This window comes from Geobacter metallireducens GS-15 (genome assembly GCF_000012925.1).
Lineage (GTDB): Bacteria > Desulfobacterota > Desulfuromonadia > Geobacterales > Geobacteraceae > Geobacter > Geobacter metallireducens.
The window spans coordinates 3,833,776-3,847,094 of the sequence record NC_007517.1 but is presented as its reverse complement, the minus strand read 5'-3'; the positions used below and the strand labels follow the sequence as shown (position 1 = coordinate 3,847,094).

Here is a 13,319-nt window from a genome sequence, read left to right as displayed (position 1 = left end):
AAGTTTTTGATCCTACAGCGCCTCGATCATGGCCATGATCTGTTCGTCGGTGTAGCCATCCAATTCCACCGATTTGGACGGGCAGCTCGCCTGGCAGGTGCCGCAGCCGCCGCAGACCCCGGGGTTCACGTAGGCCACGACGCGAATCAGGTTCCCCTGGCGGTCCCGGATCTCCTTCTCCTCCACGGCGCCGTAGGGGCAGACCTTCTTGCAGTAGAGGCAGGCCACGCAGTTCTTCTCGTTCACCTTGGCGACGATCGGCTCCCGCTCCAGCTCATCCTTGGCAAAGAGGGTCATCACCTTGGCCGCAGCGGCGCTCGCCTGGCTCACGGTGTCGGGGATGTCTTTCGGCCCCTGGCAGGCGCCGGCCAGGTAGATGCCGGCGGTGGCGCACTCAACGGGCTTCAGCTTGGCGTGGGCCTCGGAGTAGAAGTGATAGCTGTCGTAGGAGATGCCGAGCTTCTGGGCCAGGGTGTCGGCGCCGGCCCGGGGCTGCACCGCAGTGGCCAGAACCACGAGGTCCGCCTCGATCTCCACCTGGACCCCCACGGAGATGTCGCTCCCCATGACCACCACCTTGTCACCCTTCTGATAGAGCCGGGAGACCATTCCCCGGATGTAGACCGCCTCCTCTTCCTCTACCGCCCGGCGCCAGAACTCGTCGTAGCTCTTCCCCGGGGTCCGGGCGTCCATGAAGAAGACGTAGGCCTGGCCGTCGTGGATCTTGTGCTTGTAGAGCATGGTGTGCTTGGCGGTGTACATGCAGCAGATCTTGGAGCAGTAGGAGATTCCCTTCTCCCGGGCCCGGCTTCCGACGCACTGGACAAAGACCACCTGCTTGGGCTCTTTGCCATCGGAGGGGCGCAGGATTTTTCCCCCGGTGGGGCCGGAGGCCGAGGCCAGCCGCTCGAAGGTGAGGCCGTCGATGACATCGGGGATGGTGCCGTGGCCGAATTCGCCGTATCCCTTGATGGGGGAGCCCTTGGGCTTCTCGGTAATGGAGTAGAGCTCGAAGCCGGTGGCGACCACGATGGCACCAACGGGCTCGACGATCAGTTGGTCCTCTTGTTCGTAGTTGATGGCGCCGGGGCCGCAGACCTTCTGGCAGACCCCGCATTTCCCCGTCTTGAACCAGGTGCAGTTTGCCCGGTCGATGACCGGGGTGTTGGGGACCGCCTGGGGGAACGGGACGTAGATGGCAGGGCGGGTGCCGAGGTTCTTGTCGAAGGTGTTGGGGATCTTCTTCTGGGGGCACTTGGCGGAGCAGACGCCGCAGCCGGTGCACTTTTCCTCGATGACGCTTCTGGCCTTCTTGCGGACCGTGATCTGGAAGTTGCCGATGTAGCCGTCAACCGCCTCGATCTCGCTGTAGGTGTGAAGCGTGATGTTGGGGTGATTGGCGACATCGACCATCTTGGGGGTCATGATGCACTGGGAGCAGTCCAGGGTCGGGAAGGTCTCGGAGAGTTGCGCCATGTGCCCGCCGATGGAGGGCTCCCGCTCCACGAGCACCACCTGGTGGCCGGCGTCGGCGATATCCAGGGCCGCCTGGATGCCGGCGATGCCGCCGCCGATCACAAGGGAACGCTTGGTGACCGGCACGGTGATCGGGACGAGCCTCTTGTCCTTCTTTACCCGGGCGACCATCATGGCGACGATGTCGCTGGCCTTGGCGGTGGCTTCGTCTCTGTCCTCGTGGACCCAGGAGCAGTGCTCCCGGATGTTTGCCATCTCGCAGAGGAAGGGGTTCAGCCCCGCGCTCTTCGCGGCATTGCGGAAGGTTTTCTCGTGCATCCGGGGACTGCAGGCCGCCACGACGATCCCGTCGAGCCGGTGCTCGGTCACGGCGTTTTTCAGGAGATTCTGGCCCGGGTCGGAGCACATGTACTTGTAGTCGGTGGCATAGGCAACGCCGGGAAGCCGCGCGGCCTCGGCAGCTACCCGTTCCACGTCAACGGTCCTTGATATGTTCTCGCCGCAATGGCAGACGAATACGCCGATTCGGGACATTGAATACCTCTTACAAATTCAATAACACGGAGATACGGAGAGCACGGAGAAAAGCAAAAATATTTATTGTTTAATGGGGATACTCATAAGGATCGGGATGCGAACCGAAAATCATTTTTTGGTTTACGCCTCGACGTCTCTTAATCCTTGAATACCCTTTGATGAGGCCTGTTAATTATTGTCCGTTCTCCGTGTGCTCCGTTTCTCCGTGTTATTACAAAAGCTGTTTTTCCCGCAACAGCGGCAGCGGGTTCACGATCATGCTGTCAAAGCCGAGTTTTCCCGGCGCGACCCCTACAGCCAGGGCCAGGAGCTGGGTCATGTAGAAGACCGGCATGCCAAAGCGCTGCCCTGTGGCCTCCTCGATCTCTTTCTGCCTGATGTCCAGGTTGCCGTGGCACAAGGGGCAGGCGACCATGAGGCAGTCGGCGCCGGCGGCCTTGGCGGAATCGAGGATACTGCCGGAGAGCTTGAGGACCACGCCGGGGCGCGACAGGGTGAAGTTGGCGCCGCAGCACTCCATCCGGTGGCTCCAGCCCACGGTCTCGGCCCCCACGGCGCCGATGACCCGCTCCATGATGGTGGGGGCCTCGACGCAGTCCAGTTGCGGCACCTCGGGGGGGCGGGTCAGGAGGCAGCCGTAGTAGCAGGCGACTTTCAAGCCGGCAAGGGGTTTCTGTACTGCCTCTGTGAGCCGGTCGAGACCAAAGTCCTTCGCCAGGATCTCCAGCAGGTGCTTCACCGGTTTGGCCAGGTTCACAGTCCCGTCGATGGCGTACTCCACCTGCTTGCGCTTGGTCTCGTTGTCGGCCAGGTGGTGCTGGGTGACCTTCAGGCGCGAGAAACAGGCGGCGCAGGCCACGGCCAGGTCCCCCTCAACCCCTTCGGCCAGGGAGAGGTTCTTGGCGCACAGGGAGAGCGACAGCAACTCGTCCACGTTGTGGGCCGGCGTGGCTCCGCAGCAGAGCCAGTCGGGGACTTCCTGCAGGCCGATCCCGAGGGCCTTGAACAGCCCGCGGGTCGATTCGTCGTATTCCTTGGCCGAGGCGTGCAGCGAGCAGCCCGGGTAGTAGGAGTAAGAAAGGAGTTTCTTTGCAGGGGTCACGGTGCCTCCCCCTTTTTGCGCAGCTCCTCGATCCGCTTGAAGATCTGCTCGATCTCGGCAAGGTTCTTGTTCTTCTGGTGGAACACCTTGAGCTTCCCCTTGGTGATGAGTTTGGGGCCGAGCATGAGATCCTTCAAAAACTGGCCGCTCTTTACGTTGAAGACCGCGGCGAGCCGCATCTCGTACTGTCGGCCGTAGGTGCGGATGTTGTCGATGAAGAGCCGGTTCGCCAGCTGCACGTAGGATTCCTTGGACGGCCCCTTGGCGTCCCAGGAGCATTTGCGCAGGGCATCCATGATGGCCGCAAGGTCCACCTTGTTGGGGCAGCGGGTGGTGCAGGTCTCGCACGAGGCGCAGTACCAGATGCTCCGGCCCGCCAGGACCCGCTCGTACTGCCCCAGTTGCAGGAACCGCACGATCCGGTTGGGGGGGTGCTCCATGAAGCTGCGCATGGGACACCCCGCCGAGCACTTGCCGCACTGGAAACAGCGCCGCACGGAACTGCCCGACAGGGCTTCGACCTTCTTCACGAAGTCCAGATTCATCGTCTCGATGGAGAGACGCATTGTTGAGTGCTTCATACGACCTCCTGGGCTGGGGTGGCCGAAGGAAGAAAGGGGGGCGGAAATCGCGGTGCGGAGCGACATGGGGAAGGGGGAGGAATTAGTGCTCCGTCGCGTAATTTATGAAAAAGCAAATGACGGTTTTACTTTTACTAAAACAAATATTCTATTAGTCGTTGTTTGACGGGGTTGTGTGGGGGTAGTTTTTAGTTTTATTAAATTGTGGTACCACAGGGTACAACGCCTTGTCAATGCCAAAGTAGAACGGTGTGTGACTTTGTGGGTGCGCACTATTGCTGAAAAATGCGTTGTTCAATCGGCCCGTTGCCGCCAGTCGGTTTCAAAACTGGAACTGTCAACATGAAGGGATGAGTGCTGGACCTGATTTTGACAACGAGCCGGAAATGGATTACAAGGTCCGGAGCAACCATTCCCCCGGGAGGCGACCCATCGGCGAACTCAGACGACTCTACGGTTACATGCGGGAACGTCGCGGGACGTATGTTCTCGGCGCCATCTGCCTGCTCGGGACCAACGCCTTTTCTCTCCTGATCCCATGGCTCCTGAAGCTGGCGGTGGAAAGCCTCCGGAATCCGGGCACTGCCTCCCGTTCCGCCGCCTGGTACGGTGGGGTTATCATGGTCGCGGCCCTTCTCCACGGCGTGATCCGGATCTTTTCCCGCACGACGCTCCTCCATGCTGCCCGGCGAACCGAGTATGCCATCCGCGAAGACCTCTTTGGAAAGCTCCTCACCCTCGACATGCCCTATTATGCCGGGGAGCGGACTGGCGACCTCATGTCCCGCTTCGCCAACGACCTGACCAACGTCCGGATGCTCCTCGGCTTCGGCATCCTGAACGTCATCAATACCGCCCTGGTCTATGTTTCCGCCATAGTTCTCATGGCGAGCATCAATCCTTCCCTCACCCTCTGGGCCGTCATCCCCTTCCCTCTCATGATCGTCGCCGCCAAGGGGATTACCCGCCGGATGTTCCATCATTCCAGGCGGGCCCAGGAGGAGCTGGCACGCCTCACCAGTCAGGCGGAGGAGAGCATCGCCGCAGCCGTGGTGGTGCGCTCATATTGCCGCGAAGAGGCGACGGTGGCCGCCTTCGAGGAAACCGGCCGTCGCTACCTGGCCCGCAATATGACCATGGCGCGGCTGCGGGGGATCCTGCTTCCCATCATGGCGGCCGCCTCGGCCTTCGGCACCCTCGTTGTCCTCTTCCTCGGGGGGCAGCGGGTCATTGACGGCGTCATGACTCTGGGGGATTTCGTAGCCTTCAACGGCTATCTGGCCATGCTGGTCTGGCCCACGATCGTTTTTGGCTGGATTCTCAACCTGATCCAGCGGGGGGGCGCGTCCATGGCCCGCCTTAACGAGGTGCTCGACGCCACTCCCATCGTCACGGAGCCGGCGGAGCCGGCCGATGCCTGTACTCCTCGGGGTGAGATCGCGCTGCGGGAGGTGAGATTCTCATATAACGGCATGGGGGAGGCGTTGCCGCCGATTCTCGACGGAATATCGCTCACTATTCCCGCCGGTTCCCGCCTCGGCATTGTCGGGCCCGTGGGGAGCGGTAAATCGACTCTGGTTCGCCTGCTGGCCCGGCTCTATCCAGTTCCGGATGGCAAGATTTTCCTGGACGGGGTCGACATAAACCGGCTCCCGCTGGCCCAGCTCCGGAGCGCCATCGGGTTCGTTCCCCAGGAGAGCTTTCTCTTTTCCCGCACCATCCGCGAAAACATCGCCTATGGCAGGGAGGGGGCGACCGTGGAGGAGATCGCGGGGGCGGTGCGCCTTGCCAGCCTGGAAGGGGATGTGTTCCGTTTCGCCGACGGCTACGATACTCTGGTGGGGGAGCGGGGCGTGACCCTCTCCGGTGGCCAGAAGCAGCGCGCCGCCATTGCCCGGGCGCTTCTCAAGAATCCGGCAATTCTGATCCTCGACGACCCCTTGTCGGCCGTGGACGCCCAGACCGAAGAGGCGATACTCGAGGGGCTTTCGGGTTATTGGGGCGACCGGACCGTCATCGTTGTCTCCCACCGCCTCTCGGCTGTGCGGGAGTGCGACCGGATCATCGTGCTGAAGGATGGCGTCATCGCCGAGCAGGGGAGTCATGACGACCTGGTTGCCCGTGACGGGCTCTACTGCGCCATGTGGCGTGAGCAGCAGATCCGTCGTGAGCTTGCGAGCCTCTGAGTTGTCCGGTATGCTCTTCTGCAGTGAGAAAAGCGGGAGAAAAAAGTGGCTTTACAAACCGGGGGGCTTATACTATAGTCCATGGTTCCGGAGAGATGTCCGAGAGGTCGAAGGAGCACGACTGGAAATCGTGTGTACTGCAAGGTACCGAGGGTTCGAATCCCTCTCTCTCCGCCATAATGGAAATCGACAAGTCCGCCGTGGCTTGTGTGATAATAACACCGAGGCCCGGACTCCGTTCCGGGCCGAGCGTCTTTTGCGGGCAGAGCTGATAGCTGGGTCCCGCGCAACGGTAGGTTATGAACCCCGCCAGGTCCGGAAGGAAGCAACGGCAGTAACTGACACCGTGTGCCGCGGGGAAGCCCAGCTATCAGTTGTGCCCGCAACGCCCCCGTTACACCCTCCCCCCTTTCCGAGCACGCAAGCATCCGACCGCGTCGTGAGGTGTTGATCCCTTGTCCTATCTCGTTCTCGCACGAAAGTGGCGCCCCCAGACCTTCAGCGACCTGACCGGCCAGGAGCATGTCAGCCAGACCCTTCAGAACGCCATCGATTCCGGCCGCATCGCCCATGCGTTCCTTTTCACCGGCGCCCGTGGGGTGGGGAAGACCTCGTCCGCCCGTATTCTGGCCAAGGCCCTGACCTGCGAGCAGGGGATGAGCCCCGAGCCGTGCAATGTCTGTCCCGCCTGTACGGAGATCACCGCCGGCACCGCCGTGGACGTCCTCGAGATCGACGGCGCCTCCAACACCGGCGTCGACGACATCCGGGAGCTGCGGGAAAACGTCAAGTACCTCCCGTCCCGGCTCCGCTACAAGATCTTCATCATCGACGAAGTCCACATGCTCTCCACGAATGCCTTCAACGCTCTGCTGAAGACCCTGGAAGAGCCCCCTCCCCACGTCAAGTTCATCTTCGCCACCACCGAGCCCCACAAGGTGCCGATCACCATTCTCTCCCGCTGTCAGCGGTTCGACTTCCGGCGGATACCGCTCGGCAAGGTGGTGGGGCGTCTGCGCCACATCGTGGACCAGGAGGGGATCGCCATCAGTGACGCGTCTCTCACCATGGTGGCTCGCAAGGGGGACGGGAGCATGCGCGACTCCCTGTCGGTGCTCGACCAGGTCCTCGCTTTCTGTGGCGACCAGGTGCGGGACGAGGAGGTGGTGAGCCTCCTGGGGGTGGTGGACCGACGGCTTCTTCTCGATGCCACGGCGGCGGTCTTTGGCCGGGATACCCGCACGGTCCTCGACATCGTGGCGCGGGTGGACGAGTTCGGCTACAATATGCGACAATTCTGCGGAGAGCTCATCGACCACCTTCGCAACCTCCTGATCCTCAAGGCGGTGGGGGATGGCACCGACCTCCTTGACCTTTCCGAGGCGGAACTGGCGACCCTGCGGCAGCAGGCGGAGAGCGTTCCGCTTGATGACCTCCAGCGGCACTTGACGGTGCTGTTGCGGGCTGACGGGGAACTCGGCCACACATCCTTCCCCCGGCTCGTGCTGGAGATGGCCCTGGTCAAAATGGCGACTCTGGCACCGGCGGTGCCGGTGGATCAGCTCTTGGAGCGTCTGAACAAGATTGAAGAAGGGAGCGGGGGCGGCGTTGCCGACGCTCGTGCCCAGTGGCGTGCAACGCCCCCGGCGCCTGCCGGTTCTCCCACTCCGGCCAGGGCACCTGAACGCACCGCCGCCACTCCACCACCACGGCCGGCCGAGCGGCAGGCTGCACCCTCTGCTCCCGCGCCGCGCCGCGAGGAGGCGAAGCCCGTTTCGGAGCCTCGCCGGACCGGCGATTCCTGGGCTGATTTCGTCGCTCTTGTCAAGGGTGCCAAGCCGCGACTCGGTTCGATGCTCGAACAGGGGAGTCCGCTTGTTGTCTCGGCAGACCGGCTGGAAATCGGTTTCCCGGAAGGCGCCTTCGCCCTGGCCAGCCTCAGGGACAGCGACTCCCAGGCTGCCTTGAAGGAGCTGGCTCGCCAGTTCTTCTTGGCCGAACCCGTTCTCGTCATGCGTCCCCTTGCTCCTGACGCGGCGGAAGCTCCTCCCAATCTTCTGGAAAAAAAAAGGGTTGAGAAGGAACAGCAACAGACCGTCCTGAAGCAGGCCGCCACCTCTCATCCCGCGGTTGCCGACGCGCTCGATGTCTTCGGCGGCACCCTTGCGGAGGTTGAGCCCCTGGAGCGGAAAGAGTCCCGCTAACAATGTTTTAATTTCAACAAAACTCTTTAATCAAGAGTAAATCTCATCTCACGAAACCACGGAGGAACAGATGTCCAAAGGTTTGGCAGGTATCATGAAGCAGGCCCAGATGATGCAGCAGAAGATGGCGAAACTGCAGGAAGAGGCGGCGCAGCAGACCGCCGAGGCGACGGCAGGGGGCGGTGCGGTGACTGCCGTGGTGACCGGCAAGAACCAGCTCGTTTCCCTGACAATCAAGCCGGAAGCGGTTGACCCCAACGATGTGGAAATGCTCCAGGATCTCATCGTTGCCGCTGTGAATGAGGCCCTCAAAAAGGTTCAGTCCAAGTTTTCCGAGGAGATGGGCAAGATTACGGGCGGCCTCAATATTCCCGGCCTTTTCTGAGTCTGGCATGGGTCTGTCCGGGCATTGTCCCGGTTGCAGCCGGTTTTGGGGCGGTAGCTGGAAGGCTGTCGCCCCTTCTTTGTATCTGACGCGAAAATGAAAACTCTGCTTGATTTTGGGGGTGGTGGCGGGTTCCCTGGTGCAGCATTAAAGTAGTAATTTTTACTATAACTAAAAAATCTTTAGTGCAAATCGCAAAAAGCGGTGAAACTTTACCGTAAGTAAAAAGTTTTATTTTCGTTTTAATAAAAAATTGTTTTATCTTTGGCGGGAACTATGCTACAGTCCTCAAACTCGTTTGCGCGGCTCCTTGCGGAGCTGCAGAAATTGCCGGGTGTTGGTGAGAAAACCGCGTTGCGGCTCGCGTTTCACCTGCTTAAATACCCGGAGAATACCGCAGCCCTTGCTGAGAGCCTCGGCGAGGTGCTGAGCCGGGTGAAATTTTGTTCCGTCTGCTTCGGCATCACCGAGGAAGATCCCTGCCGGCTCTGCAGCAGCGACCGCGACGAGACGTCCCTTTGTGTTGTCGAGGAACCCCAGGACCTCCTGGCGGTGGAGAGGACCCGGGCCTTCCGGGGACGTTACCACGTCCTTCAGGGGGCCCTGTCGCCGTTGAACGGGGTCACTCCCGACCGGCTCCGGATCGCCGAACTGATGCGGCGGCTCGAAGAGGGTACGGTGCGGGAGGTGGTCATTGCCACCAACTTCTCCGTTGAGGGGGAAACGACGGCCCTCTATCTTGCGCGGCAGATCAAGCCCCTTGGCATCAGGGTCACGCGGCTTGCCCACGGCATCCCCCTGGGGAGCGATCTGGAGTATGTGGACGCGGCCACGGTGCAGCGGGCCCTTGAGGGACGGAGCGAATTGTAGGACAAATGAGGCACGTGCAAAACGTGATTGGGAGGCCGGGATGCTGGCGCAAGAGAACGAGGAAGTGAGGCGTACCCCTCGGTACGTTGAGCTTTCGAGTGAACGGCAACAACGCAAACCGGCCACGCAATAGTTTTGCATGAGCCTCAACTCAGGAACGACGACAGTTTAACGCTGTTTCGTATTTATCACAGAGGAGGAGAGCATGAGTCGCAACATGGTTACCATCGACGGCAACACAGCGGCCGCCCACGTGGCCCACGCCACAAACGAGGTGATTGCCATCTACCCCATCACCCCGTCTTCGGTCATGGGAGAGATCTCGGACATGAAGAGCGCCATGGGTGAGAAGAACATCTGGGGGACCATTCCGTCGGTCGTCGAGATGCAGTCCGAGGGGGGCGCCTCCGGTGCCGTCCACGGCGCGCTCCAGGCAGGGGCGCTGACCACCACCTTCACCGCCAGCCAGGGCCTGCTCCTGATGATCCCGAACATGTTCAAGATCGCCGGCGAGCTGACCTCCACGGTCTTCCACGTCTCGGCCCGCGCCATCGCTGCCCAGGCTCTCTCCATCTTCGGCGACCACTCCGACGTCATGTCCTGCCGCTCCACCGGCTGGGCCATGCTCTGCTCCAACAACGCCCAGGAGGTCATGGACTTCGCCCTGATCTCCCAGGCCGCCACGCTCCGCGCCCGGGTGCCGTTCCTCCACTTCTTCGACGGATTCCGTACCTCCCACGAGGTCTTGAAGGTGGAAGAGCTGACCTTCGACGACATGCGCGCCATGCTGGACGACGAGCTGATCGCCGCCCACAAGGCCCGCGGACTCTCCCCGGATCACCCCTTCATGCGCGGCACCGCCCAGAACCCCGACGTTTACTTCCAGGGGCGCGAGACGGTAAACTCCTACTACCCGAAGTGCATCGAGATCGTCGAAGAGGAGATGAACAAGTTCGCCAAGATCACGGGCCGCCAGTACAAGCTGGTGGACTACGTGGGCGCCCCCGACGCCGACCGCGTCATCGTGATCATGGGCTCCGGCGCCGACACGGCGCAGGAGACGGTTGAGAACCTCTCCGCCAAGGGTGAGAAAATCGGCGTGGTGAAAGTCCACCTCTACCGGCCGTTCCCCATCGACGCCTTCATCGCCGCTCTGCCGAAGACCGTAAAGAAGATCGCCGTCCTCGACCGGACCAAGGAGCCCGGCGCCCTGGGCGAGCCCCTCTACATGGATGTCCGCACTGCCATCGGCGAGGCCATGGCCGACGGCAAGTGCCAGTTCGACGGCTACCCGGTTATCGTCGGCGGCCGCTACGGCCTCGGATCCAAGGAGTTCACCCCGGCCCAGGCCAAGGCGGTGTTCGATAGCCTCGCCACCGACAAGCCGAAGAGGAACTTCGTGGTCGGTATCACCGAGGACGTGACCAACAGCAGCCTCCCCTGCGATCCGGCCTTCTTCAACCCGATGGAAGGGGCCTACCAGGCCATGTTCTTCGGCCTCGGCTCCGACGGCACCGTGGGCGCCAACAAGAACTCCATCAAGATCATCGGCGAGATGACCGACAACAACGCCCAGGCCTACTTCGTCTACGACTCCAAGAAGGCCGGCTCCATGACCACGTCGCACCTGCGCTTCGGCAAGAAGTATATCCGGGCGCCGTATCTGGTGCAGGAGGCCGACTTCGTGGCCTGCCACAACTTCGCCTTCGTGGAGAAGTACGACATGCTGGCCAAGGCCAAGCAGGGGGCCACGTTTCTCCTGAACGCCCCCTTCGACCACAACGAGATCTGGGACAAGCTCCCCACCGACGTGCAGCAGCAGATCATCGACAAGAAGCTGAAGTTCTACGTGATCGACGGTGTGCGGCTCGGCAACGAGATCGGCCTCGGTCCCCGGATCAACGTCATCATGCAGACCGCGTTCTTCAAGATCTCCAACATCATCCCGCTGGATCAGGCCGTTGCCGAGATCAAGGGCGCCATCAAGAAGTCCTACGGCAAGGCGGGTGAAGCGGTCGTTGCCATGAACTATAAGGCGGTGGATGCCGGCCTCAACAACTTCTACGAGGTGGCGGTGCCCGAGAAGGCCACCAGCACCATCACGAAGCCGCCGGTCGTCAGTCCCAAGGCGCCCCAGTTCGTTCAGGAGACCACCGCGCCCATGATCGCCGGCCTCGGCGACGATCTGCCGGTTTCCAAGATGCCGGCCGACGGCACCTTCCCGACGGCCACCGCCCAGTTCGAGAAGCGGAACATCGCCGTGGATATCCCGGTATGGGACGAGCAGCTCTGCATCCAGTGCGGCATCTGCTCCTTCGTCTGCCCCCACGCCACCATCCGGATGAAGGCCTACGACGCCTCTGTCCTTTCCGGCGCTCCGGCCACCTTCAAGTCGGTGGACTGCAAGGTTCCCGAGTTCAAGGGACAGAAGCTGACCGTCCAGGTGGCTCCGGAAGACTGCACCGGCTGCGGCGCCTGCGTCCACAACTGCCCGGCCAAGAGCAAGGAAGACCCGAACCACAAGGCCATCAACATGGCATTCCAGGCCCCGCTCAGAGCACAGGAAGTGGCGAACTGGGATTTCTTCCTCACCATTCCCGATGTTGATCCGACCGTGGCCAAGCTGGATACCGTCCGCGGCTCCCAGCTGGTTCGCCCGCTGTTCGAGTTCTCCGGCGCTTGCGCCGGCTGCGGCGAGACCCCGTACCTGAAGCTTCTGACCCAGCTCTTCGGCGATCGGACCCTCATCGCCAACGCCACCGGCTGTTCCTCCATCTACGGTGGCAACCTCCCGACCACCCCCTATGCCAAGCGGGCCGACGGGCTTGGTCCGGCTTGGTCAAACTCCCTGTTCGAGGACAACGCCGAGTTCGGCTACGGCATGCGGCTGGCCGTGGACAAGTTCAACGCCATGGCCCTTGAGCTGATCGACAAGCTTTCCTCCTCCTGCTCCTGCTCTTCCTGCACGAGCGCGGTACCCCTCATGAACGAGATCAAGGGTGCCGACCAGTCGACCCAGGCCGGCATCGAGGCCCAGCGCGGTCGGGTGGCGGAGCTGAAGAAAGCCCTGGCCGGCTGCCCCGAGGCGGAGGCCAAGCGTCTCCTCACCGTGGCCGACTACCTGGTCAAGAAGTCGATCTGGTGCATCGGCGGTGACGGCTGGGCCTACGACATCGGCTACGGCGGCCTCGACCACGTCATTGCCAGCGGCAAGAACATCAACCTGCTGGTTCTCGACACCGAGGTGTACTCCAACACCGGCGGCCAGGCCTCCAAGTCGACCCCGCTGGGCGCCGTTGCCCAGTTCGCCGCCGGTGGCAAGGCCGTTTCCAAGAAGGACCTCGGCATGATGGCCATGTCCTACGGCTCGGTTTTCGTGGCGGCCGTCTCCCTGGCCAATCCGGCCCAGTGCATCAAGGCCTTGCTGGAGGCGGAAGCCTATGACGGCCCGTCCCTCATCATCGCCTACGCGCACTGCATCGCCCACGGCATCGACATGACCAAGGCCGTCGATTGCCAGAAGCGGGCGGTCAACTCCGGCTACTGGCCGCTGTACCGCTACAATCCGCAGCTTGCCGCCGAGTGCAAGAACCCGCTGCAGCTGGACAGCAAGGCCCCTACCATCGCCTTCGACGAGTACGTCAACAGCGAGAACCGCTACCGCGTCCTCAGAAAGAACAACCCGAAGGGGTACGAGGAGCTGATGCGGAAGGCGGCTGCCTGGTCCAAGGCCCACTTCGGCTACTACCAGAAACTGGCGGCCCTCAACTTCGAGGAGACCTGCGAGAAGTAACGTCTGCCCGTACCAACAAAAAGCCCCGGCAAGGATCTTGCCGGGGTTTTTTGTTGCACGAAATGCCAGGGACGAATACTGAAAGTGTCATCCGGGTGGCATTGATACACTGGCCTTGATTTTGCAGAAATGTCGGCTAGTTGCAGAAGGGCTAGTGGCGGCTGTGACGGCAGGTGCCGCACTGG

Annotated in this window: 8 protein-coding genes, 1 tRNA gene and 1 other RNA gene; 7 read left to right on the top strand and 3 right to left on the bottom strand. The window is 61.9% G+C overall.

The genetic code is table 11. From position 1 onward, the window contains the following. Positions 1 to 12: 12 nt before the first annotated feature. The 3 genes from GMET_RS17180 to GMET_RS17170 all read right to left on the bottom strand — a co-directional run bounded on the left by GMET_RS17180 (position 13) and on the right by GMET_RS17170 (position 3,696). Complete coding sequence (locus GMET_RS17180; RefSeq protein WP_004514233.1) at positions 13 to 2,010, bottom strand: CoB--CoM heterodisulfide reductase iron-sulfur subunit A family protein; 1,998 nt, start codon at positions 2,008 to 2,010, stop codon at positions 13 to 15. Between the two features lie 214 nt (positions 2,011 to 2,224). Beyond that, on the bottom strand, positions 2,225 to 3,115 hold the full coding sequence (locus GMET_RS17175; protein ID WP_004514232.1) for a CoB--CoM heterodisulfide reductase iron-sulfur subunit B family protein: 891 nt from the start codon (positions 3,113 to 3,115) through the stop codon (positions 2,225 to 2,227). Next, the gene (locus GMET_RS17170) at positions 3,112 to 3,696 is read right to left on the bottom strand and encodes a 4Fe-4S dicluster domain-containing protein (protein ID WP_004514231.1); all 585 of its coding nucleotides are present in this window, start codon (positions 3,694 to 3,696) and stop codon (positions 3,112 to 3,114) included. The genes GMET_RS17175 and GMET_RS17170 overlap by 4 nt, the downstream gene beginning before the upstream one ends. Before the next feature lie 461 nt (positions 3,697 to 4,157). Between GMET_RS17170 and GMET_RS17165 the strand changes: the two genes are divergently transcribed. From GMET_RS17165 to nifJ, 7 genes are all read left to right on the top strand, one after another. Further along, positions 4,158 to 5,882, top strand: a complete 1,725-nt coding sequence (locus tag GMET_RS17165) for an ABC transporter ATP-binding protein (protein ID WP_011366191.1) — start codon at positions 4,158 to 4,160, stop codon at positions 5,880 to 5,882. A gap of 89 nt (positions 5,883 to 5,971) precedes the next feature. After that, positions 5,972 to 6,059 (top strand) — tRNA-Ser (locus GMET_RS17160). A 96-nt stretch (positions 6,060 to 6,155) separates the two neighbouring features. After that, positions 6,156 to 6,254, top strand: an RNA gene (gene ffs, locus GMET_RS18490) — signal recognition particle sRNA small type. 83 nt (positions 6,255 to 6,337) lie between these two features. Next, positions 6,338 to 8,086, top strand: coding sequence for a DNA polymerase III subunit gamma/tau (gene dnaX, locus GMET_RS17155; RefSeq protein ID WP_004514229.1), 1,749 nt, complete (start codon positions 6,338 to 6,340; stop codon positions 8,084 to 8,086). A 70-nt stretch (positions 8,087 to 8,156) separates the two neighbouring features. Beyond that, positions 8,157 to 8,471, top strand: coding sequence for a YbaB/EbfC family nucleoid-associated protein (locus tag GMET_RS17150; RefSeq protein ID WP_004514228.1), 315 nt, complete (start codon positions 8,157 to 8,159; stop codon positions 8,469 to 8,471). Between the two features lie 276 nt (positions 8,472 to 8,747). Further along, the gene (recR, locus tag GMET_RS17145; protein WP_004514227.1) at positions 8,748 to 9,341 is read left to right on the top strand and encodes a recombination mediator RecR; all 594 of its coding nucleotides are present in this window, start codon (positions 8,748 to 8,750) and stop codon (positions 9,339 to 9,341) included. Between the two features lie 205 nt (positions 9,342 to 9,546). Continuing rightward, a complete protein-coding gene (nifJ, locus tag GMET_RS17140) occupies positions 9,547 to 13,134 on the top strand; it encodes a pyruvate:ferredoxin (flavodoxin) oxidoreductase (protein ID WP_004514226.1) in 3,588 nt (1,195 codons plus the stop codon). Positions 13,135 to 13,319 lie beyond the last annotated feature (185 nt).

What these genes read in the sequence shown, in the direction of transcription:
- GMET_RS17180 (WP_004514233.1), bottom strand. Translation starts at nt 2,010, where the DNA reads ATGTCCCGAATCGGCGTATTCGTCTGCCATTGCGGCGAGAACATATCA.
- GMET_RS17170 (WP_004514231.1), bottom strand. Translation starts at nt 3,696, where the DNA reads ATGAAGCACTCAACAATGCGTCTCTCCATCGAGACGATGAATCTGGAC.
- GMET_RS17165 (WP_011366191.1), top strand. Translation starts at nt 4,158, where the DNA reads ATGCGGGAACGTCGCGGGACGTATGTTCTCGGCGCCATCTGCCTGCTC.
- GMET_RS17150 (WP_004514228.1), top strand. Translation starts at nt 8,157, where the DNA reads ATGTCCAAAGGTTTGGCAGGTATCATGAAGCAGGCCCAGATGATGCAG.
- recR (WP_004514227.1), top strand. Translation starts at nt 8,748, where the DNA reads ATGCTACAGTCCTCAAACTCGTTTGCGCGGCTCCTTGCGGAGCTGCAG.
- nifJ (WP_004514226.1), top strand. Translation starts at nt 9,547, where the DNA reads ATGAGTCGCAACATGGTTACCATCGACGGCAACACAGCGGCCGCCCAC.